This is a genomic window from Pseudomonas sp. R3-56, from assembly GCF_051132075.1.
Taxonomy (GTDB): domain Bacteria; phylum Pseudomonadota; class Gammaproteobacteria; order Pseudomonadales; family Pseudomonadaceae; genus Aquipseudomonas.
Map to the genome: position 1 here is coordinate 2,979,788 of NZ_CP071657.1, position 21,684 is coordinate 3,001,471.

General features: G+C 59.5%; 19 protein-coding genes. 12 read left to right on the plus strand and 7 right to left on the minus strand.

The features are described from left to right. The first annotated feature begins 94 nt into the window (after nucleotides 1-94). From J3P96_RS13470 to J3P96_RS13495, 6 genes are all read left to right on the plus strand, one after another. Nucleotides 95-973, plus strand: coding sequence for an amino acid ABC transporter permease (locus tag J3P96_RS13470; protein WP_434568408.1), 879 nt, complete (start codon nucleotides 95-97; stop codon nucleotides 971-973). A gap of 10 nt (nucleotides 974-983) precedes the next feature. Continuing rightward, on the plus strand, nucleotides 984-1,748 hold the full coding sequence (locus J3P96_RS13475) for an amino acid ABC transporter ATP-binding protein (protein ID WP_434568409.1): 765 nt from the start codon (nucleotides 984-986) through the stop codon (nucleotides 1,746-1,748). A gap of 39 nt (nucleotides 1,749-1,787) precedes the next feature. Beyond that, on the plus strand, nucleotides 1,788-2,612 hold the full coding sequence (locus J3P96_RS13480; RefSeq protein WP_434657910.1) for an ABC transporter substrate-binding protein: 825 nt from the start codon (nucleotides 1,788-1,790) through the stop codon (nucleotides 2,610-2,612). A gap of 153 nt (nucleotides 2,613-2,765) precedes the next feature. After that, a complete protein-coding gene (locus J3P96_RS13485) occupies nucleotides 2,766-3,614 on the plus strand; it encodes a polysaccharide deacetylase family protein (RefSeq protein WP_434657912.1) in 849 nt (282 codons plus the stop codon). Beyond that, on the plus strand, nucleotides 3,607-4,491 hold the full coding sequence (locus J3P96_RS13490; RefSeq protein ID WP_434657915.1) for a polysaccharide deacetylase family protein: 885 nt from the start codon (nucleotides 3,607-3,609) through the stop codon (nucleotides 4,489-4,491). The genes J3P96_RS13485 and J3P96_RS13490 overlap by 8 nt, the downstream gene beginning before the upstream one ends. Nucleotides 4,492-4,516: 25 nt before the next feature. Continuing rightward, nucleotides 4,517-5,689 (plus strand): MFS transporter, encoded by a 1,173-nt coding sequence (locus tag J3P96_RS13495; RefSeq protein ID WP_434605141.1) that lies wholly within the window; start codon nucleotides 4,517-4,519, stop codon nucleotides 5,687-5,689. Nucleotides 5,690-5,728: 39 nt separating this feature from the next. On the opposite strand, the gene J3P96_RS13500 is transcribed toward J3P96_RS13495, so the two are convergent. The 3 genes from J3P96_RS13500 to J3P96_RS13510 all read right to left on the minus strand — a co-directional run bounded on the left by J3P96_RS13500 (nucleotide 5,729) and on the right by J3P96_RS13510 (nucleotide 10,245). Then, nucleotides 5,729-7,582, minus strand: coding sequence for an ABC transporter ATP-binding protein (locus J3P96_RS13500; RefSeq protein WP_434657918.1), 1,854 nt, complete (start codon nucleotides 7,580-7,582; stop codon nucleotides 5,729-5,731). A 77-nt stretch (nucleotides 7,583-7,659) separates the two neighbouring features. Continuing rightward, the gene (locus tag J3P96_RS13505) at nucleotides 7,660-8,115 is read right to left on the minus strand and encodes a GNAT family N-acetyltransferase (RefSeq protein ID WP_434657921.1); all 456 of its coding nucleotides are present in this window, start codon (nucleotides 8,113-8,115) and stop codon (nucleotides 7,660-7,662) included. A gap of 123 nt (nucleotides 8,116-8,238) precedes the next feature. After that, entirely contained in the window at nucleotides 8,239-10,245 is a 2,007-nt protein-coding gene (locus J3P96_RS13510; RefSeq protein WP_434657924.1) for a M10 family metallopeptidase C-terminal domain-containing protein, read from the minus strand. 309 nt (nucleotides 10,246-10,554) lie between these two features. On the opposite strand from J3P96_RS13510, the gene J3P96_RS13515 reads away from it, so the two are divergent. After that, complete coding sequence (locus J3P96_RS13515) at nucleotides 10,555-11,727, plus strand: zinc-dependent alcohol dehydrogenase (RefSeq protein ID WP_434657927.1); 1,173 nt, start codon at nucleotides 10,555-10,557, stop codon at nucleotides 11,725-11,727. 21 nt (nucleotides 11,728-11,748) lie between these two features. Here the strand turns inward: J3P96_RS13515 and J3P96_RS13520 are convergent, their stop codons facing one another. The 3 genes from J3P96_RS13520 to J3P96_RS13530 form a co-directional block, all read right to left on the minus strand. Further along, nucleotides 11,749-13,065, minus strand: a complete 1,317-nt coding sequence (locus J3P96_RS13520; protein WP_434657930.1) for a hypothetical protein — start codon at nucleotides 13,063-13,065, stop codon at nucleotides 11,749-11,751. Nucleotides 13,066-13,142: 77 nt separating this feature from the next. After that, complete coding sequence (locus tag J3P96_RS13525) at nucleotides 13,143-14,444, minus strand: NAD(P)/FAD-dependent oxidoreductase (RefSeq protein ID WP_434568417.1); 1,302 nt, start codon at nucleotides 14,442-14,444, stop codon at nucleotides 13,143-13,145. Between the two features lie 43 nt (nucleotides 14,445-14,487). Then, nucleotides 14,488-15,927 carry an APC family permease gene (locus tag J3P96_RS13530; protein WP_434657933.1) on the minus strand — a complete coding sequence of 480 codons (1,440 nt, stop codon included), beginning with the start codon at nucleotides 15,925-15,927 and terminating at the stop codon, nucleotides 14,488-14,490. A 225-nt stretch (nucleotides 15,928-16,152) separates the two neighbouring features. Between J3P96_RS13530 and feaR the strand changes: the two genes are divergently transcribed. Continuing rightward, nucleotides 16,153-17,118 carry a transcriptional regulator FeaR gene (feaR, locus tag J3P96_RS13535; RefSeq protein ID WP_434600780.1) on the plus strand — a complete coding sequence of 322 codons (966 nt, stop codon included), beginning with the start codon at nucleotides 16,153-16,155 and terminating at the stop codon, nucleotides 17,116-17,118. Nucleotides 17,119-17,241: 123 nt separating this feature from the next. Continuing rightward, on the plus strand, nucleotides 17,242-18,054 hold the full coding sequence (locus J3P96_RS13540) for a molybdenum cofactor biosynthesis F family protein (protein ID WP_434623612.1): 813 nt from the start codon (nucleotides 17,242-17,244) through the stop codon (nucleotides 18,052-18,054). A gap of 67 nt (nucleotides 18,055-18,121) precedes the next feature. Here the strand turns inward: J3P96_RS13540 and J3P96_RS13545 are convergent, their stop codons facing one another. Next, nucleotides 18,122-19,327 (minus strand): MFS transporter, encoded by a 1,206-nt coding sequence (locus tag J3P96_RS13545; RefSeq protein ID WP_434657936.1) that lies wholly within the window; start codon nucleotides 19,325-19,327, stop codon nucleotides 18,122-18,124. 113 nt (nucleotides 19,328-19,440) lie between these two features. Between J3P96_RS13545 and J3P96_RS13550 the strand changes: the two genes are divergently transcribed. From J3P96_RS13550 to J3P96_RS13560, 3 genes are all read left to right on the plus strand, one after another. Continuing rightward, nucleotides 19,441-20,085, plus strand: coding sequence for a TetR/AcrR family transcriptional regulator (locus tag J3P96_RS13550; RefSeq protein WP_434657939.1), 645 nt, complete (start codon nucleotides 19,441-19,443; stop codon nucleotides 20,083-20,085). 41 nt (nucleotides 20,086-20,126) lie between these two features. Then, a complete protein-coding gene (locus J3P96_RS13555) occupies nucleotides 20,127-20,729 on the plus strand; it encodes a TetR/AcrR family transcriptional regulator (RefSeq protein WP_434657942.1) in 603 nt (200 codons plus the stop codon). Nucleotides 20,730-20,997: 268 nt separating this feature from the next. Beyond that, entirely contained in the window at nucleotides 20,998-21,681 is a 684-nt protein-coding gene (locus tag J3P96_RS13560) for a type 1 glutamine amidotransferase domain-containing protein (protein WP_434657944.1), read from the plus strand. The last annotated feature ends 3 nt before the right edge of the window (nucleotides 21,682-21,684 follow it).

Here is a 21,684-nt window from a genome sequence, read left to right on the forward strand (position 1 = left end):
TTCACCTTCAACATCAATGTGAACTGACCCACCGCTATCGCGAGCAAGCTCGCTCCCACAGAGATAGCAAAGAAACCGAGTACGGAGAACCAACATGAGCCAGACACAGGCAGAACGACTCCAGGCGGAGCGCAAGCTGGCGGAAAACCAGTTCGACATTACCCAGTACGACCATGTGCCCCGGCGTTATTACGGGCGGATCTTCTTCGCCACGGTGATCGTCATCGCGCTCATCGGCCTGGTGCGCGCCTTCGCCGAAGGCAAGATCGAATGGTCGTACATCGGCCAGTTCCTCACCTCCGAGGCGATCATGTGGGGGCTGCTCAACACCATCGTCATGGCGGTGCTGGCGATGGCGCTGGGTATCGTGTTCGGCGTGATCACCGCGATCATGCGCATGTCGGCCAACCCGATCCTGCGCTACGTGGCACTGACCTACACCTGGCTGTTTCGCGGTACGCCGCTGATTCTGCAGTTGCTGTTGTGGTTCAACCTGGCGCTGATCTTCCCCACCATCGGTATCCCCGGCGTGTTCGAAATGGACACCGTGAGCCTGATGACTCCGTTCGTGGCCGCCCTGTTTGGCTTGAGCATCAACCAGGGTGCCTACACCGCCGAAGTGGTCCGCGCCGGCCTGCTCTCGGTGGACACCGGGCAGTATGAAGCCGCCAAGTCGATCGGCATGCCACGCCTGCAAGCGCTGCGCCGGATCATCCTGCCCCAGGCCATGCGGATCATCATCCCTCCAGTGGGCAACGAGTTCATCGGCATGGTGAAAATGACCTCGCTGGCGAGCGTGATCCAGTACTCGGAACTGCTCTACAACGCCCAGAACATCTACTACGCCAACGCCCGCGTGATGGAGCTGCTGATCGTCGCCGGGATCTGGTACCTGGCCACGGTCACCGTCCTGTCCTTTGGCCAAAGCCGGCTGGAGCGTCGTTTCGCTCGCGGCGCCGGCAAGCGTTCTTGAGGAGCCGCACATGAGAAGCATCGTCAAGGCCGTGAGCCTGAACAAATACTACGACCAGTTCCACGCCCTGAAGGACATCAACATCGAGGTCGAGCAAGGCGAAGTGCTGTGCATTATCGGCCCGTCCGGCTCGGGCAAGAGCACCTTGCTGCGCTGCGTCAACCAGCTGGAAAAAATCGATAAGGGCGGCCTGTGGGTCGATGGCGAGCTGGTGGGTTACCGAATCGTTGGCAACAAGCTGCACGAACTCAACGAAACGCAGATCGCCCGCCAGCGTCTGGCCACCGGCATGGTGTTCCAACGGTTCAACCTGTTCCCGCACATGACCGTGTTGCAAAACATCATCGAAGGCCCGTGCCAGGTGCTCAAGCGTTCCCCCAAGGAGGCCCATGAAGAAGCCCTGGAGCTGCTGGCCCGCGTCGGCCTGGCCGACAAGCACCACAGCTACCCGATCGAGCTGTCGGGTGGTCAGCAGCAACGTGTCGCCATTGCGCGTGCGTTGGCCATGCGCCCCAAGCTGATGCTGTTCGATGAACCCACTTCGGCACTCGACCCGGAACTGGTCGGTGAGGTGCTTTCGGTGATGCGCGATCTGGCGCAGACCGGCATGACCATGATCGTCGTCACCCATGAACTGGGCTTCGCCCGCGAGGTTTCCAACCGCATGGTGTTCATGGACGGCGGGCAGATCGTGGAGGCTGGAAGCCCCGAAGAAATACTAATAAGTCCGCAAAACCCTCGCACCCAGAGCTTCATTTCTGCCGTTCGAACCTAGGCGCCCGTTGGCGCTCACAACACTCATAAGAGAACGACCATGAAGAACTTCGTTATTCCAGCAGTACTCGCAGGCGTTATGGCATCCGGTTTTTCCTTCGCCGCCGAATTGCCGGCCAGCATCAAGGCCAAGGGCGAAATCGTCGTAGCGATCATGCCGAACTACCCGCCGATGGATTTCAAGGACCCGGCCACCAACACCCTCACCGGCTTTGACTACGACCTGGGCAATGCCCTGGCCGAACGCCTGGGCGTGAAGATCAAATGGCAGGAGACCGGCTTCGAGCAAATGATCAATGCGTTGACCACCGACCGCGTGGACATGGTGCTGTCGGGCATGACCGACACCGCCGAACGTCAGGCCAGCGTGACCTTCGTCGACTATTTCACCAGCGGGCCGCAGTTCTACACCCTGCAGAAAAACAAAGACACCAACGCGATCATCGACCTGTGTGGCAAGAAGGTCGGCACCAGCCGCCGCACCACGTTCCCGGCGGAGATCGCCGAGTGGAGCAAAGCCAACTGTGAAGCCGCCGGCAAGCCTGCGATCAACGTGGTCGGCACCGAGGGTTCGGCCGATGCCCGGGCGCAACTGCGCCAGAGCCGCATCGATGCGGCCATGCAGGGCAGCGAAACCCTGCCCTACCTCAAGACCCAGGAAAAGGACATGTACAAGACCGTGGGCCTGCCGATCTCCGAGCAGTTCACCGGTATGGGCGTAAGCAAGAAAAAACCTGAGCTCAGTGAAGCGGTGAAGGTTGCGCTGCAGAGCATGATCGATGACGGCAGTTACCAGGCGATCCTCAAGAAATGGGACCTGGAACTGGGTGCGATCAAGACCGTGACTATCAACGCCGGGAAGTAATCGCACAGACAACCTCAATTCCCTGTGGGAGCGAGCCTGCTCGCGAAAGCAGTATCTCATTCGACATCAGTGTTGGCTGAACCACCGCATTCGCGAGCAGGCTCGCTCCCACAGAGGCTGTCGGTTTACTTGAAGATTATCGGAGCACTACAGATGTCCTCCTCACACCAACCCACCTGGCCCGGCCCGCACAAGGCTTGTCTGGCCCTGGCCTTCGATCTGGATGGTCCGACCGGTGATGCCATGCTCAACGGCTCGATCTGGCGCAAGCCCGAGTACTTCGGTTTCGGCGGCTATGGCCCTTATCGGGCGCTGCCGCGGCTGCTCGACCTGCTCGACGAGTTCCGGATTCCGACGACATTCTTCGTCCCGGCCTGGGTCGTGGAGAACTGGCCAAGACAGTGCCAGGCGATCGTCGAGCGTGGGCATGAGGTGGCTTATCACGGCTACAGGCACGAGTCCTTTTATGCCCTGACGCTGGATCAGCAAAAGGACGTGATGAATATCTGCCGCGAGGTGTTCTGGAAGCATCTGAACATCCGCGCCGAAGGCTTTCGTACGCCGTCCGGCGACTGGCGCGCCGAAACCCCGGCGATGCTGGTGGAAGCCGGCGTGCGCTATTCCAGCAGCATGCGCGGCGATGACCGGCCATACCTGGTGAACGTGCCGGGGTTCGACACGCCACTGGTGGAAATTCCCGGCCGCTGGGAAATGGACGACTACGCCTCCCTCGCCTACACCCGCGCGCCGAACTTCCCTTCCGGGCTGGACCGCACAGCCAGCTACGCGCTGACCCTGGACAACTGGTGCCGCGAATACGACGGCGCAATGGACGAGGGATTATGTTTGACCACCCTCTTCCACCCCAAGATTACCGGTAAGCCGGGACGCATCCTGCTACTGGAAAAACTCTTCGAGCACATGCGCACGCGCGACGACGTGTGGTTCGCCACCTGCCGCGACGTTGCCCAGTGGTGGCTGAAGGAGCATCACCATGGCTGACTCCCCTCTCTGGCCGAAAGGCTATCGCTGCGCGGTGGTACTGACTGTCGACTACAACGACATCCACGGCATCCTCACCCAGGCCCCGGAGGTCGCCGGGCGCGACAAGACCCTGTCGGTATGGCGCTACGGCACCCAACGTGGCGTCGAGCGATTGCTCGGCCTGTTCAAGCAGCTCGGGGTGTCGGCCAGCTGGTTTGTCCCCGGTATCGTTGCCGAGGAAAACCCCGCGCACATTCAGGCGATCCAGGCCGACGGCCATGAAATCGCCTGCGCTGGCTATCGCCATCAGGACTACGACAGACTGAACCTGGCCGCCCAAAGCGGCGACATCGCCAAAGGCTGCGAGACCCTGGCCCGGCTGACCGGCCAGCGCCCGACCGGCTTTCGAATCCCGGCGGGCAACGGTGCTCCGGGTTTCATCGAAGCCTTGAGGGATCAGGGCATTCGCTGGTCGTCGTCGTGGCGCGGCGATGACCTGCCATTCGCTCACCCGACCGCACCCAGTGTCATTGAAGTACCGCTGCACTATGAGCTGGAGGACGAGCCTTACTTCGCCTTCAACTTGAGCCCGGCAGTGCCACCCGCACAATCGCGGATCGCGTCCTATAGCCACACCTTGGGCAACCTGCAGATGGACTTCGCCGGCTTTCATCGGTTCGGCCTCTGCTACGTGCTGCGCCTGCACCCGGAAATCATCGCCACGCCGGGACGGATAGGCGTGTTGCGCGAACTGATCGAGGGCATCCAGCGGCACAATGACGTATGGATCGCCACCGGCGCCGAGGTCGCGCAATGGTGGTCAGATACCGCGGGGCCAGTCGCCGAGGATCATCCCGCAGCGGTTTATGAACGGCATTATCGGGATCACGTTTGATCTGAATAAGGATATTTGCACCACCGTGGCCACTTACTCACTCGTTATTCGGCGCCTGATGATGGTTTCCCTGACCATCGTGGTCAGTCGCGCCATTACCAGCCCGTTGCTCACGCTATTTTTGAGCAACAAGCTGGGCCTCAACCAACAGGACGTCGGTTTGCTGCTCGGCATCGCGGTGTTCATCGCCACCTTGCTGGCCCTCTATGGCGGCTATGTCATCGACCGCCTGGAGAAGCGCCGACTGCTGATCCTGGCGATGCTTTCCAGCGCCGTCGGTTTCGTACTGCTGACCTTTGCCGAAAACCTCTACCTGACCACGCTGACCGTGGTGATCACCGAGACAGCGTCAGCGCTGTTCCTGATCGGCTCCAAAGCCATCCTCAGCGAGAACCTGCCCATCGGCCAGCGCGCCAAGGCTTTTTCCCTGCGCTACACGCTGACCAATATCGGCTACGCCACCGGCCCGATGCTCGGCGTGGTGATTGCCGGTGTCTACCCGATCGCCCCATTCCTCATTGCTGGCGGCATCGCGTTTTTCAGCATCTTCCTGATGACCGGCATCCCCAGGGCAGCGACACCGGCCATTGGCCCAGCGCCAAGCTTTCTCAAAACGCTGATCACCCTGAAAAACGACCGCACCCTGATCATGTTCACGTGCGGCTGCCTCTTGAGCACGGTGGTGCACGGACGTTTCACGCTTTACCTGTCGCAATACCTGCTGGTGACCCATGACTCCAGACGCGCGCTGGAAATCATGGCCGCCCTGCTCGCCTGCAACGCGATCACCGTGATCCTGCTGCAGTACCAGATCGGCCGGTTCCTGGATCGCGAAAAGCTGCGCTACTGGATTGCCGCAGGCACCAGCCTGTTCATTGTCGGCCTGATCGGCTTCAGCCTGGCGGACGACATGCTCAGTTGGTGCGTGGCGATGTTCATTTTCACCCTCGGGGAAATGATCATCTACCCGGCCGAATTCCTCTTCGTCGATACCCTGGCCCCGGAAGAACTTCGTGGCAGCTACTATGGCGCACAAAACCTGGCGGCCCTTGGTGGAGCCCTGAGCCCGGTGATCTGCGGGTATTTGCTGCTGCAAACCCCGGCACCGACGATGTTCTACGCCTTGAGTGCACTGACCGCCATGGGTGGATTCTTGTGTTTCATGAGCGGTCGTCGGGTGGCTGGCGTGCAGAAGTGATGCGTCGGCTGTTCCAATGAATAGGGCCATCGCCCTCGTCTACTCCACCGCCTCGACCACCCCCTGATCCTCGCCCAGGAACCCGCCGCTCTGGTGATGCCACAGCCGAGCATAGGTGCCGTTCTTCCCGAGCAATTCGGCGTGGGTGCCTTGCTCGATGATCCGCCCTTCATCCATGACGATGAGCCTGTCCATCGCCGCGATCGTGGACAGCCGATGGGCGATGGCGATCACGGTCTTGCCCTGCATCATTTCATCGAGGCTTTCCTGGATGGCCACTTCGACTTCAGAATCGAGTGCGCTGGTGGCCTCGTCCAGTAATAGGATCGGGGCGTTTTTGAGCATGACCCGGGCAATGGCGATGCGCTGGCGCTGGCCGCCCGAAAGCTTGATGCCGCGCTCTCCCACCAGGGTGTCGTAACCGCTATGGCCTTGCTTGTCGCTCAGTTGATTGATGAACCCATCGGCCTGGGCGCTGGCTGCGGCACTGCGTATTTCCTCATCGGTGGCGTCGGGGCGGCCGTAGGCAATGTTGTCGCGGATGGACCGGTGCAACAGGGACGTGTCCTGGGTAACCATGCCGATGGCGCTGCGCAGGCTGTCTTGCGTGACATGCGCGATGTTCTGCCCATCGATTCGAATCTCACCGCTGTCCACGTCATAGAAGCGCAGCAGCAGATTGATCAGCGTGGATTTGCCGGCACCGGAGCGGCCTACCAGGCCGATTTTTTCGCCCGGCCGGATGTTCAGGCCCAGGCCATCGAGCACCTGGCGTTCGCCATTGTAATTGAAGCTGACATTGTCGAAGGTCACCGCACCACCGGTGGTAACGAGCACGCTGGCGTCCGGCGCATCCTGAACCTTGGGCCCGCGCGTCAAGGTCTCCATGCCGTCCTGCAGAGTGCCGATGTTTTCGAACAGCGAGGTCATTTGCCACATGATCCAATGCGACATCCCGTTGATACGCAACGCCATGGCGGTAATTGCCGCCACGGCGCCGGTGCCTACTTCGCCTTGATGCCATAACCACAGGGCGTAACCGCCGGCCCCGAGGATCAAGGCAACCACCAGTGCCTGATTGACGATTTCGAACTGGCTGACCAGGCGCATCTGGCGAAAGCCGGTTTGCTTGAAGTCTTCCATGGCCGCGCGGGCGAAGTGTGCTTCGCGTTTCGAGTGGGAGAACAGCTTCACGGTGGTGATGTTGGTATAGGCATCCGAGACCCGCCCGGTCATTGATGAGCGCGCGTTGGCCTGCTCCTGCCCCACTTTCTCCAGGCGCGGCACGAAGTAGCGCATGGCCAGGCCAAACAACGCCACCCAGGCAATGAAAGGCAGCATCAGCTTCAGGTCAAAGCCGCCGGCCAGGGCGATGATTGCGATGAAATACACGCCGATCCCGGGGACGATCTCGATGAGGGTGAACAGCACCTCGCGCACCGACAGCGCCGTTTGCATCACCTTGGTGGTGACCCGGCCGGAGAACTCATCCGAAAAAAATGAAAGGCTCTGCCGCAGCATCAGCCGATGAAAGTCCCAGCGCAGCCGCAACGGCAGGTTGATCGCCAATACCTGGTGCTGCACCATCGTGCGCAACGCGACCAGGCCGATGCTGGTCACCAGCATGATGCCGATGCCCCACAGCACGCGACTCTCCTGCCCCGCCGCATCGCCGCCAGCCTGCCAGGTCGAGAGCAGGTCGACGACCTGTCCGAGAAACGAAAAAAGCCAGGCTTCGTAGATCGACACGGCGGCACTGAGCAGCGCGAAAGCGAGGATGTAGCCGCGGGCGCCCCGCGTGCAGGCCCACAAAAACCGCGCCAGGCCGTCTGGTGGCGGTGGGACTTCGTCAGGCGGAAAAGGGTCGAGCCGTTGTTCGAATGCGTGAAGCATGGGGATCTCCAGAACGATCTAACCAGGAGATTCTGGCATCTAAGAGTTGCTTTGAGGTTTTTTTGATGAGCGCAGGATTATCTGCCCAGTTTTTTTTCCATGATGATCGTGCGCTCCGCGCCGTGAAACTCGTCCCGGACTTTTTCGAAACCCAGAGAAGAATAAAAGCCTTGCGCGGTGATCGAGGAAGGAACTCGTAGCCGCTCCACACCACCGCGCACGGCCCCCGCCTCAATCGTTGCCATCAGCTGATGCCCTATGCCTCTGCCCTGACAGGCAGGCGCAACGAACACGCTTCGGATGACGTTTCCATCAAGACTCGCTGTTGCGACAACCTCACCGTTACTGCTTGCGACATATACCTCTCGCTGGCCGAGAAAGTTCAGGATCGCTGCGGGTGAAAAGTTCTGCTGCACCTGCTCGATGATCTCTGGCGAATAATCTTGAACGTTGGATTCGCGCAGCGCCGCTGCGACGACCAGGCTAATTGCCGTGGCGTCGGTACTCGTTGCCTTTCGGATGATGCAATCCATTGAGCGCCTTTCCTTGCGTTGGTTCATCTGGATATCGGCGAGAGCGGTTCCGGCCCCGTGGCAGGGGCCGGTTTTGTTCTCGGGAAAGTTCAACAGAGGTGGTTCAGACTGTCGAGGGGAGGATCACCCAAACTGCTCAGGCGCAGCGACCCCAAGAAGTTGCAGCTCGGTAAAAGGCTCGTCACCCGAAGCGAAGATAAAATCATCGTCTCCAAGTTGCGCCACCACATCGCCTTGCAACGTGATTTCGAACCGACGCCCCTGTTCGTCGGCGCTGTAGCTTTTCAGGAAGGTTCGCTGGCCATCCTCACTCAGCACGGCCGCCAGCGTCGCGTTGTAGCCGTTCCCTAGCTCGGTGAAGCCTAACGCAGAGACGTCTATCTTGTCGGTATCCGGGTCGAAGTCGACAATCCGGTCCTGGAAATTTCCATCCGCCGTACGGAAGCTGTCCTCCAGGGATCCATAGCGGAACACATCGGCCCCCTCACCCCCTGTGAGCACGTCTCGCCCCGATCCTCCATCAATAAAATCGTGCCCAAAGCCGCCCGAGACGACATCGTCGCCGCCGCCGGCGATGAGCACGTCGCCCGCCGCCGAGCCCTTCAGGCGATCGGCCGACTCCGTTCCCTGGATCAGCGTGCGACTCAACACTACGTTGGTTTCGTTGAGAACTTGAGAGAGATCGCCGTTGAGTGCCAGTTCGAAACGATGGCCCTGCCCGTCCGCTTCAAAGCTTTTCAGATAGGTGCGGGTTCCGCTGTCATTGACAGAGACCGCCAGGGTCCCATCGAGCCCGTTGCCCAGTCCGCTGAAGCCCAAGGAGGACAGGTCGATAAGGTCCTGGCCGGGGTCGAAATCAACGATGCGATCACTGACGGCCTGAGAGTCGGTGCGGTAGCTGTCACCGATGGAGTTGATTCGGAACACATCGGCGCCGCCGCCACCATGGAGAACATCGCGCTGCCCTCCTCCATCGAGCACGTCATTGCCCTCATGACCGGTGAGCAGTTCCGGGACGTAGGAGCCATAAAGAACATCGTCGCCCGCGCTTCCATCAATTTGCGGCAACACACCGGCCAGCGCGCCGAAGGTGGTGTCCAAGGTTCCGTCAGGATTGAGCCTGATGATGCTGAAGTCATCGTTACCAAAATAATTGCTCTGCCCGGCTACCAGGATCTTACCGTCCGCAAGCACGGTGATGTCCCGGGCCGTATCCCTGCCGCCGGCCAGGTCGAGTACAGCGATGCCATTGTTGCCAAAACCTGCGTCGAAGGTTCCGTCCTGGTTCAGCCTGATGATCTTGAAGTCGAATCCGGTTCCCTCCTCCTCGTTGTAACCCGCTACCAGTATCTTGCCGTCGGCCTGCACGGTAATCGATTTCGCCATGCCAGCTACTTCAATGTCGGCCGTGCCGTCGGTGCCAAAACCTGTGTCGAGGGACCCGTCAGGATTCAACCGCGCGACCACAAACGCGCCGTTGTAGCCGGGCACGAGGATTTTTCCATCGGCCTGCAGCGTCAGGCCAAAGCCTTCCAATGTGCTGAGGCCCGGAACAGTGAACTCCACGGCGGTGCCGCCGTTGAAACTGGAATCGACCGTACCGTCGGGGTTGAAACGATTGACGGAAAAAATCTGGTCATAAGAGTCATGATTCGCCACGAGGATCTTGCCGTCAGGCTGTACGGTCGCGCTGGCGGAATCACCCCATGCTGCCGGAGCGGTGGCCGTTCCATTGACGCCGAAGCTCTGATCCACCGAACCGTCGGTGTTCAGGCGGATCATGACGATGCTCGGCGCAGAAAAATGTGGATAGACGATCAGGTACTTTCCGTCGGCCTGTACGGCTGCGCTATAACCTTCGCCCGGGTAGATGTCGCGAGGCAGCAGGGTTTTACCATCGTCGTTGAAAGTGCTGTCGAGCGTGCCGTCGGCGTTAAGGCGTACCAAAGAAGTCCTGTAGCCTTCGTACTCCCACTGACCAGTTTCCACCCAGGTCATCCCGGCAAGCCAGATCTTGCCGTCCGGCCCCACGGCTATCTTGGCGGTGTCGTTATAACCGTCCAGGTCCACGAAGGTTTTGCCGGTACCGGCACGTAGCGCCGCGCCAACGCTGATGTTTGAGCTGGTCATGCTGAGCCTCACAGTGTCGATGGGATTCCCCGAGAATTTTGCCTTCTACAACGTAGCCGTTTACTTCAAATCCGCCAGCCTGGATTCAACCCCCCAAGGCAGCCGTCTCTGCGTATCTGACGCCTCGGCTCGCTTGTGGTTCTCACGCCTCTCACTTACCTGACATGCCTCGCCGTTTATCGCGTTCCTGTTGATCCGTGCAAACAAGATTTGAACTTGTGGGGTTTTCTTTTAACCGAAAACATCAACAGGTGCGCAACGAGATGACTTGGTGGCTAGCGTACCGACCCCACCCCGGAGGTAGATCAAATGAAAGCGTTACGCTGGCATGGAAAAAAGGATATTCGCTGTGATGACCATATCCCCGACCCGATGATAGAACATCCGCGAGACGCGATTATCAAAGTCACTTCGTGCGCCATTTGCGGCTCGGACCTGCACTTGTATGACGGTTTCATGCCCGGTATGAAGCATGGCGACATCATGGGCCACGAGTTCATGGGCGAAGTGGTGGAAGTTGGTTCGGCCAACAAGAAGTTGAAGATTGGTGATCGGGTGGTGGTCCCCTTCACCATTTGCTGCGGTGAATGCGATCAATGCCGGCGGGGTAATTTCTCTGTGTGCGAGCGCAGCAACCGCAACAAGGACCTGGCCGACAAGGCCTTCGGCCATACCACGGCGGGCTTGTTTGGCTATACCCACCTTACCGGTGGTTACCCCGGCGGCCAGGCCGAATACGTGCGCGTGCCTTACGCGGACTTCACCCCGGTGGTCATCCCGGATGGCCTTACCGATGAGCAAGTGCTGTTTCTTGGCGACATCTTCCCCACCGGCTGGCAAGCCGCCGTGCAATGCGATATCCAGCCAACCGACACCGTGGCTATCTGGGGCGCTGGCCCGGTAGGCCAGTTCACGGTGCGCAGCGCGGTGATCCTCGGGGCCAGACAAGTGGTGTGCATCGACAACGTGCCCGAGCGCCTGGCCATGGCCAAGGCCGGTGGCGCCATCACCATCAATTTTGATGAAGAAAGCGTGCTGGACCGCCTGGCCGAGCTGACGGGAGGCAAGGGGCCGGAGAAATGCATCGACGCGGTAGGCATGGAGTCCCACGCAACCCGCTCGTTCGACTCCATCTATGATCGGGTCAAGCAAGCGGTAATGCTCGAGTCGGACCGCCCCCACGTACTGCGGGAAATGATGTACGTCTGCCGCCCCGCCGGCACGTTGTCGATCCCCGGCGTCTATGGCGGCTTGATCGACAAGATTCCGTTCGGCGCCGCCATGAACAAGGGTCTGACCTTCAAGATGGGCCAGACCCATGTGAACCGCTGGACCGATGATCTGCTCCAGCGCATCCAGGAAGGGCAGATCGACCCAAGTTTCGTCATCACTCACACCGTGAGTCTTCAAGACGGCCCGCAGATGTACAAGACTTTCCGGGACAAGAAAGACGGCTGCGTGAAGGTGGTGCTGAAGCCTTGACCTTCGGGAACCGCCTCCAACCTAGAACGACCACGCCAACAAAACCTGCCCGTAGAGATTGGTGGCGCTGTTGCCGACTTGCGTCCCGCCATTTGCGGCACTTTGCTTCGGCTTGTAGAGGCCCACCAAGGGCATGAGGGTCCAATGCGGGTCAATCGACCATTCGGCGTAGAGGTCCGCCTCGTCGGCATCCAGTTGGTTACGGCTCGCGTCGAGGGTGCGGAAGGTGTAAAGCAAGATGCCTAGCTTGAGATCCTCTGCGGGAGCGAGTTTCAATCCCACATGCTGCACAGTGGCGTTGCTGTTGAACGGGCCCGCATAGTTGGCAGCGACTTCACCTTGGAACCAGGTACCGAGCGCGCGGCCATTGCCATAGAAAAGCGGGTCGTAGCCTTCGGAGAAACGACTGTATCGGTAGTTGATCGAAGGCGTGCCGGGAACATCGTCAAACGTCCAACCGGCTTCAAGATACCAGGCGTTTTCCCTGGCGTTATCTTTCTGCTCCCAAGCGTACTCACCGGCCAGGAACAGCCCGGAAACCCCTGCATTACCCTGTCCGCGAACGCTGTAGAGCTGCATACCCTTGCGCTCGGGAAACAACAGGTCCGCCATGGCCTGGTCGGTATCGGTGACTTTCAGATAAGTCAGGCCCAGGGTGCCCTGCTCGCTGACATGCTCCAGCGTACCCAGTGCCAATTCCGGCCTGGCCTGGGCCGGGTTGTCGGACTTGAGCCACATAAGATCACCCCGCCAGCCTTGCTGGCCACCCAGGCGCAGTACGGCCGTGCGATCAAAAGCCTTGCGGCCGGTCAGGTAGTATCCCCCGCCCCGATTGGCTTTGCCGTCGACAAACTCCTTGCCGAGATTCAAGGCATCGCCACTGACCAGAAAGCCGTCGCCGATCACGATGTTTTGCCGCCCGAACGATATGTCCACGCCGTTCTCGTCCATGACATCGAACCGTGTGCCGGAGCGCCAACCCACGAAAGCGTCCTCGATTTTCGTGGTGCGCTCATCACCTGAAGACCAGCCGGCCGGGTCGCCATCGCCAAAGGTGGCGGAGCTTACCCAATTCAATGAACCGTACAGTTGCGACCCGGCGTCGAGACTATGGCGCAGGTCGAAACCGTATTGCAGGACCGCCTCTTGCCACCGGCTGGCCCCCTCTCTACGTGTTCCCGATTGCGAGTAGTTTTCCCGGCTATGGAAGGCGCCAGCCAACGCGAGCAAGCGCGCATCGACTTCCGTGGCTTCATCCTTGTACAGCGGCTGCGCTGCTGCTGGAACACAGACGCAGGCGAACGAAAGCGCGATTATTGTTTTTTTACAGGCGAGCATGGGCCGTACTCCGATATGCGAAAGGAGAAGCAGTGGCGCCGTCAGTCAGCGCCAGTCAGGTCATGGGTAAGGCGATATCAGCGGCGACCGTTGCGGTAGCCCGCCAGCTGGTGGCTGGCCTTTCCAAGGGTGCAGATCAGGTTGCGCCAATGATCCTTGCCGGGAATACGCGTACGCGGGATCGCACTCATCACATCCCAATGCCGTGAACCGCCGGTCATGCCATCGGCAATGACACGGCTGACCACATGACTCGGCGTCACGCCGAAGCCCGAGTAACCCTGGACGAAATAGGCGTTGTCGCGCCCGGGCAAGGTACCGATCTGTGGGAACAGATTAGCGCTGCACTCCATCGGCCCGCCCCAGGCCAGGTCGATTTTCACGTGATCGAGGTAGGGGAAAACCTGGAGCATCAGATTTCGGTTCCACGCCTTCAGATCGTTGGGAATGTACTCGAGCAGGCGCGTCGCCGAACCGAAGAGCAGACGGTTTTCATTGGTCACCCGGTAGTACTCGATCACCGGACGAATATCGCTGAAGGCACCTCGTATCGGACTGATCTGTTCGATCAGCGCAGGGGGAAGCGGCTCCGTCACTAATTGGAAGGCGTAAGTGCTCACCATCGTCTTGTGCAATTCAGGCTCGAGCCGGTCCAGAAACGCGCCGCAGGACCAGAGGATCTTCTTCGCCCGAACCGAACCTTTCGCCGTACGCAAGGTAATGGTGTCGCCATAGGTCACCTCCAGCACGGGGGTATTTTCATAAATGCGTCCACCCAGGCCCACCAAGGCCTTGGCCGACCCCAGGAGCATGTTCAACGAATGGATATGACCGTTGCCCATGTGCTTCAAGGCGCAGCTGTATACGTCCGAGCCGACGATGCTTTGGACCTCGGCGCCCTCCAGGTAGGCAATTTCGTGATCCGGATTGAGCTGTTTGTATTCTTTTTCCCATGCTTGTAGCAGCCGACCCTGGCGCTTGTTGAAACCGAGATAGCCGTAGCCGTGGCAGAAATCCGCATCAATTTGATAACGCTGGATGCGGTTCTGGATAATCGAGGCGCCCAAGTCGCTGATCTCGAAAATCGCTTTGAGCCCCTCCTCGCCGACGCTTTTGCGAATCTTCTCCAGATCGTGTCCGATCCCGGCCATCACATGACCGCCATTGCGCCCCGAGCCGCCGAAACCCAGGTAACGGGCTTCCAGCACGACCACGTCGGTGAATCCGCGCTCGGCGAGTTCCAACGCAGTATTGATACCGGAAAATCCACCTCCGATAACGACGACTTCGGCCTCGACATCGTGCTCCAGGTCATTGAACTTCAAGTCATATTTGCGAGTGGCGGTGTAATAGGTCGTTGGTGTTTCAACGGACAGCATGCCTGCACCTCTTGGTCAGTTTTCTTGTTGTTGTAAATGCAGCTCAGTGTGGGGAGACCGATGGCAAGGCCGGGGCGCGGTCTTGCACGAGTCGTCGATAGGCATACAGCAGTAGTGAAAACATCAGGATGCCCAAGGCGATCAGCACCTCCTTCGCTCCGCCATAACCGGCCAGCTCGGCAGATGCGGCCCCGACCACGACCACTACGCCAGTGAACACGCTCAGCAGCCAGGCCACCGGCAGCCAGCCGCGTCCCAGACGCACCGGACGCGGGTGCAACGGTGCGTCCTTGCGCAGCAAGATGAAGCCCGAAAGCGCGAAGAAGATGGCGGTCAGATAACCAATATTGGCCGTCACCAGAATTGCCAGGGGCGATGACAGGAAAAAGATCATCGCCAGGTTCACCGCCACCGCCACGCTCATGCAACGTCCGGGTACCTGGTGTTTGTTGAGCACACCCAGTTGTTTGATGGTCAGTCCTTCCAGCGCCGTGCCGTACAACGCCCGCGAGCCATCGGCCAATGCCGCGTTCAACCCCATGAACAGCCCCACCAACAAAGCAATCACGAAAAAGCTGCTCCAGCCCGTGCCCAGCACCGCGTTGAAGGCCGCAATGTAGAAACCGCTGGGGTTCTCCAGGGCCGCTTGCGGATCCACCAAGCCGCCCAGGCCGAAAGCTACTGCGGCAAACACCAGCACGGTGTAGCCACCTGAACTCATCAACGCCAGGCGCATGTCCCGCTCGCTGCGATATTCGGGCCCGAAGGCTGCGCACATTTCGGTGCCATAGGCGCTCCAGCTGACCAGGAACATCCAGACCAACGCGGTGCGCAACGACTCCCAACCGAACGCCTCGCGCGCCTGCCAGGCCGATGCGAAGCGCTCCATGCTCCAGCCATGAGCCAGCAAAGGCGCCACTGCCAACACCAGGATCGGCACCAGCAGCAGCGCCCCCATGTATTTGGAGACCGATGCGGCCAGATGGATGCCGCGACGATTGAATTGCCAGAAAAGCACGATCAAACCCGCTCCGATCATCTGGGCCAGGCCAATGTTGGCCAGACCTGTATCGAAGCTCCAGGTTTGCGAGGGAAACCACTGCGCCTGAATCAACGCTCCGGCGCTCACGCCGATGATCGACAACACCGCCGACCAGCCAAGCCAGTAACCAAAGGCGGCCAAGGGACCGACCCAGGCACAGCGTTTGCGCCAACCTTCGGCCGCGATCATTGCGATGCCGCCAGGTTTATCCGGAAACATTGCGCTGACTTCCAGGAAAATCCAGTTCTGACAGGCCCCGATGGCTGCCGAGCCCACCCAGAGCATTAGCGCGGCTACCGGACCGAGTGCACCGAGGGCGAAGCCGAAAGAAGCGAAGATCGAGCCTGACACCGCCATTGACAGTGCGAATGCATCGCTCCAGCGCAAGGTTTTCTGCAGATGCGAAGCCGAGGCACAGGTATTGTTATTGGTTGTATCCACGGGAACAGACTCCAGCCGGGTAAGAAGCACAATCCCATTAGACGCCTCCCTGGCTGGCCGGGAACATGGTTGAGAATGTCGTGCACATGTCTGTCACTGCCATCGATAGGGAGATACTTGTCTTTTCAACATGCGTGCTACTAAATACTGCCGGTGTCGGAAGCGTGTCGACGGCCGATCCAATATAAAAACAAAACCGGCGTGCAGCCGGCAGCCGAGGTAACGATGTACAACACTTGGCAAACAGAACCGCTCTATACGGGCGCCCAGGGCTTCGAGGCCTGGCAACACGACCTCGGTCAGAAATGCGGAACCTTTCACGCCGAGCCGCCTTCCGGGCCCGGCCTCGCGAGCTTTACCGGCGCGATGAAAAATCTGACGGGCACAGATTCCGCGTTGGATGGCTCGCGCATCATCAGCAATTGCCAGCACTTGCACCGCGCCCGCAGCGATATTCGGGCCGATGACAAAGATTTTTTCTACCTGGTGCTGCAAGTCGGTGGTAGCGCATTGATGTGCCAGGCTGACAATCGCGCCCGCCTGGACAAGGGCGACCTAGTGTTGCTGGACATCACGCAGCCTTGCGATTTTTACTTCGATGCCCTGAGCGACCAGATGTCGCTGATCATTCCCCGCCAAGCGCTGCACCAACGCTTGGGGCAGAGGCAATTGATATTCAACCGTCCCTTGGTTGCCAGCAGCGCTTTGGGGGGCATGGCCGGCCTGATGACCCAACGGCTATTCGATTCTTCGAACCTGCTACCGCAAGAGAGTGCGGCATTGTTCGACGCATTGCTGATGCTGTTGCGCCCTGGGGTGAGCAGTGCAATCGAGGGCGGAGACTCCAGCGGCCAGGCGCAGAAACTGATCAAGGCAAAAATCCTGATCGAACGGCATCTTTGCGATAGCGAGTTGTGTGCCGAGCGTCTGGCAGAAGCCATCGGTACATCGGTCAGAAACCTGCATCGGCTCTTCGCCCAGCAAGGCACCACCATCGGCCGGCACATATTGGAACAGCGACTGCAACGCTGTGCCGAGACCATCAGCCAGGCAGCCGCCCATGAAAAAATCACCGCCATCGCCTACGCCTGGGGCTTCAATGATGTGAGCCATTTTTCCAAGGCGTTCAAGCTGCGATTCGGCATTTCTCCCCGCGACTATCGCCATCAGTTTTCAACCGAATGCAATTGACCCTCCGGCTTGTTGGAAATGTGTCACTCCAGCACAAGCGATGGCGCTCGGCGCCAAGACATTGATTGCGCCCGCTCCTAGGATGAAACCTCAATCGGAACCGGCCGTAAACGAGGAGACATCGTGAGCTATCAGATCGAACAAGAACTGAAGAACCAACCATTCGTGCCTGAAGAGCAATGGCCGACGCTTGAGGAAATGGCCGACGGTTTTAATGAGTACAAATACGCTCCGTCCCTATTTCTGGCAGGAAAAAAAGCCAACCTTCGCTTTGCCAACGGTTGGCTGATCGAGCACCATTTTGTTGATGGGAATACGTTGACCTGGACCATCCTGGAGGGCGAAGGCACCGGTGAATCCGAAACAGAAACCTACGAAGCGGTGGAGGTTCGCCCCGGTATCTTTTTCATCGACTTCCTCAAGCCCGAACACCAGGAGTCGGCCACCCTGGTCTGGAAATACGAAACCGGTGATGTACTGGCGGCTGTCTCCCTTTTTTATGACAGAGGAGGCGAAAAACGTACGCGTACAGATTTCGTGACTGCCGTGGTCGATGGCGAGCCTGGGGGCGCGCCCATCGTTCAAGGGGCCGGCCTGGTCGGTAAGCGCGTGCTGTACCGCTACAGCGCGGACGATTGGTACGAGCACGTCTACTTCGGCGCGCAAACCATGGCCTGGCACTGCGTGAACGGGGCTGAGAAAGGTCTGGCCGACGTCGAGCGGTGCGCTTATTTCGATGTCGCCGATGACCTCTACGTGTTGTTCTGGACCGAAACGGTCATGCCTGTGGAGTCGGTTATCGTCGTGGACCTTGCGCAGATGCGCTCCGTGGGTCGGTTCTTCTGTTGGGACCCGAAGCCAAGGAAACTGATTCACCTCACCTTTGGATCAAAAGCGACTGTGCTGAACGAAACGTCTTATCCCGTCGCCTTTTGAACGTAGGGATGTAAAAAAACCACTCATCGAGTGGTTTTTTTATTCGACTCTATCGAGTTCATTCCAATCAATGCGCGGCTGCGCCATGACCAGTATATCTTTCGCCCTGCGGAAAGCCATGCACCCGCGCTCGAAACGCGAGCGCCAGGCTGGCGAGCAGCAACATCAACAGCACCCAGGGAAAAATGCTGACGCCCCATTGGCCGAGCAGTACTCCACCCAATAACCCGCCCCCGGCGATTGCGCTGTTCCACACCACCACGTTCATCGACAGCGCAACGTCGGCGCCCTCGCCTGCTGCGTCGGCCAAGGCCGTTTGCAGCAACGTTGCGGCGCCGCCGAAGGTCAGGCCCCAGATAAAAACGCCGAGACAGACCGCTGCGCCAGAAGCTGAAAACATTCCGAGAAAGACCGCCACGGCAGCGAAGGTGGCAAGGCTGACCACAACCGCCGCTCGCAGATGGCGATCGACCAACCGCCCGGAGATCCAGATGCCAGCCAGCGCCGCGACACCGAAGACCAGCAGGACCACATCGACATGCCGGCCCAGCCCTGCGCCGGAGACAAATGGCGCGATGTACGTATAGAGAATGTTGTGGGCCAGCATCCAGGTCAGCACAACGCCGAGCACGGCGCGCACGCCAGGCGTGAACAAGACCTGACGCAAGCCCAGACGCTGGGAGGAGGATTGACCTGGGTAATCCGGCACTTTGATCAGCACCCAAGCGATCAACACCAGGGTCAATCCGGACATCAGACCAAACGACAAGCGCCACCCTATCGCCCCGCCAAGCCAGGTTCCCAGGGGCACGCCCAGCGACAACGCGATGGGCGTGCCGACCATCGCTACCGCCAAGGCGCGCCCCTGCAAGGCCGGGACGACCATGCGCCGTGCGTAACCCGCGATGAGGCTCCAGGCCAACCCCGCCGAAACACCGGCAAAAAAACGTGCGATCAGAGTCAGCCAGTAAACGGAAGACAGCGCGGTGATGGAGTTAAAAACCAGGAAACCGACCACGGTGAGAAGCAGCACCGTCCTGCGGCGCCAGGTTTGGGTAGCGATGGTCAGCGGGATGGCTGCCAGTAGTGAGCCGAGCGCATACACCGTCACCATCTGCCCGGCCAGGGACGGTGAGACGCCCAGGCCACCGCCAATCTCAGGCAGCAGACCTGCCGGCAGCGTCTCCGTCACGATGCAGATGAATCCGGTCATTGCCAGCGCCAGCAGTGCTCCATAGGGCAGCTTCGCGCCCTGTTGTTCATTGGTAAACATTCGATGCTCCCGAGTTATATATCGATCGATATAAATACTAGGGAGCCATTGCTCCGCTGGTCAATCACTTTTGTATCGATTAGTATTTATGTGACTCGAGAGGAGGATTTTTCATGGCTCAGATGGGACGGCCGCGCACGTTTGACCGTGACGTGGCAATCACGCAGGCACTGCATCTGTTCTGGGAGCATGGCTACGACGCGACGTCGCTCAGCCAGCTCAAGGCCAACATCGGTGGCGGCATCACCGCACCGAGCTTTTATGCAGCGTTTGGCTCCAAGCAGGCGTTGTTCAACGAAGTGATGGAACGCTACCTGACTACCCATGGCAGGGTGATGGAGAGTCTGTTCGACACCACCCTGCCCCCCAGGGAGGCGATCGAATGCACGCTGCGCCGCTCGGCGAAAATGCAATGCGAGACAGACCATCCCAAAGGCTGCCTGGTGTCACTGGGTTATCTGAGTGCCTGCTCGGAAGAAAGCAAAGCCATCTCCCGGCCGCTCGCTGAGACAAGAACCGCCAACCGTGCCGGAATCAAGGCCTGTGTAGAACGCGCCATCGCCGCCGGAGAGCTGCCGGCAACAGTGGCCTCGGAAGCGCTGGCCGCGGTGTTCGACAGTTTCCTGTTGGGCCTGTCGGTATTGGCGCGGGACGGCGCCTCCCTTGAGACCCTGGACGCCGCGGTTACGCAGGTCATGACGGTCTGGGACGCGCAACGCATGGGCCGTCCGATGGCGGCAAACGATCAAGCGGATTAGCAATAGTAGACTGATCGTCTAGTAGCGAATAAGATCGCCCCATGAGCAGCCCAAAGACCCGCGAAACCTCCGACGTCCGCCAGGAAATCCTTGATGTAGGCCAACGAATCATGGCCGCCAAAGGCTATTCTGCCGTGGGCCTGAATGAAATCCTGGCCACTGCGGGTGTGCCAAAAGGATCCTTCTACCACTACTTCGGCTCAAAAGACGCCTTCGGCGAGGCATTGCTTGAAAGCTATTTCGCGAGCTATCTGGCGGAGCTGGACGAGGTGCTCGCGCTGCCTGGCCTGACGATGGCTCAGCGTCTGATGAAGTATTGGGACATCTGGCAACAGACTCAATCGTTCCAGGATTGCCAGGGCAAATGCCTGGCGGTGAAGCTGGGCGTGGAAGTCGCCGACCTTTCAGAGGCGATGCGCGCGGTGCTCAAGCGCGGCACAGCGGGTATCACTGACCGCCTGGCCGTGGCGATCGAGACCGGCATCGCCGAAGGCTCCCTGGCGTCCGTTGCCGAGCCTCATGCGGTCGCGCAAAGTCTCTATCAGCTGTGGGTCGGTGCCAGTGTCATGGTCAAGATCACCAAGAGTGTCCAGCCTTTCGAGACGGCGATGACGACGACTCGCCAGATTCTCAGCCTTACCTGATCGGTACCGCTGCCTCCTTCATCAAAATCTGCCTATCCTGCCCCCCTCCAAAAAAACCGTGATGCGAAAAAATAAAAATATTACTAGACGACTGGTCTAATTTGAAATTAAGGTAACCACACGTTCTAAGCATCGCAAAGCAGCAGCTCGTGAAAGCTAACCACTCTGAGGTTTGGGTGACGCCTTTTGCAGCTTGATTTTTTGCCCAGGTGCTAGACGACTGGTCTATTCAAGCTAATGCAGCACACTCTCAAACAGGAAAATCGAAATGAAAGTTCTCATGGTACTGACCTCGCACGACACCCTCGGCAACACCGGCCGCAAGACCGGCTTCTGGCTCGAAGAGCTGGCGGCGCCCTACTACGCCTTCCTCGACGCCAAGGCCGAGATCGTTCTGGCTTCGCCTGAGGGTGGGCAGCCACCGCTTGATCCGAAGAGTAACGAGCCGTCCTTTCAGACTGACCTGACCCGCCGTTTCGAAGCCGATCCTGAAGCGACCGCCTTGCTTGCCAGCACCGTGCGCCTGGACAGCGTCTCGCCAGACGATTTCGATGCGGTTTTCTACCCAGGCGGCCACGGCCCGCTGTGGGACCTGGCCGAAGACCTGGTCTCGATCCGCTTGATCGAGTCTTTCCAGGCCGCCGGCAAGCCTGTCGCCTTGGTGTGCCACGCGCCTGGCGTGCTGCGCCACGTGAAAAAGCCTGACGGTACTCCGCTGGTCCAAGGCAAAAAAGTTGCCGGCTTCACCAATACCGAAGAAGCGGCGGTAGGCCTGACCAATGTCGTGCCGTTCCTGGTCGAGGACATGCTCAAGGCCAACGGCGGCCTGTATTCGAAAGGCGCCGACTGGTCCTCCTACGTGGTGCGTGACGGTCTGCTGATCACCGGTCAGAACCCGGGTTCGTCAAGCGAAGCCGCGCAGGTCCTTATCGATCTGCTGAACGAGGCTTGAGCC